The organism is Agrobacterium sp. a22-2, from assembly GCF_012276985.1.
In the GTDB taxonomy this organism is placed as follows: domain Bacteria; phylum Pseudomonadota; class Alphaproteobacteria; order Rhizobiales; family Rhizobiaceae; genus Allorhizobium.
On the sequence record NZ_JAAXMM010000067.1, the window covers coordinates 1 to 438 of the forward strand.

At 64.8% G+C, this 438-nt stretch carries 2 protein-coding genes; both read left to right on the forward strand.

Translation table 11 applies throughout. The features are described from left to right. Positions 1 to 236, forward strand: a 236-nt coding sequence (locus tag HFC70_RS26400; protein ID WP_210259466.1) for an SDR family oxidoreductase, incomplete at its 5' end; no start/stop codon positions are given. A gap of 15 nt (positions 237 to 251) precedes the next feature. Then, positions 252 to 438, forward strand: a 187-nt coding sequence (locus HFC70_RS26405; RefSeq protein WP_210259467.1) for a hypothetical protein, incomplete at its 3' end; no start/stop codon positions are given.

Here is a 438-nt window from a genome sequence, read left to right on the forward strand (position 1 = left end):
TTGCTGGGGATGGTGGAGTCGGCCAGTGGCGCCGCCGTTTCGAAGAGCGCAGCGATAAAGATCAAAGTTGGGAGCAGTGGACGGCGGCCATCGCCGAACGGCGCGGCATTCCGATGAAACGCCTGGGCAAGCCGCAGGAGCCGGCGCAGGCGCTGTTGTTCCTCGCTTCGCCGCTGGCTTCCTTTACCACCGGCGCGGCGCTGGACGTTTCCGGCGGCTTTAACCGCCATGTGTAGCAGGGGCCGAGAAAGATGAAGAAGATCATGATGATTGGCTACGGCGCGATGGCGAAGGAAGTGATCGCCCGTCTGCCGGAAGGCGTGGAGGTTGGCTGGATCCTGGCGCGCGCAGCTCATCATGCGGCGATCGCCGAGGCTTTTGACGGGCGGGTGCAGGCGCTGACCCATCCGGAGCAGTGTTCGCAGCGGCCGGATCTGG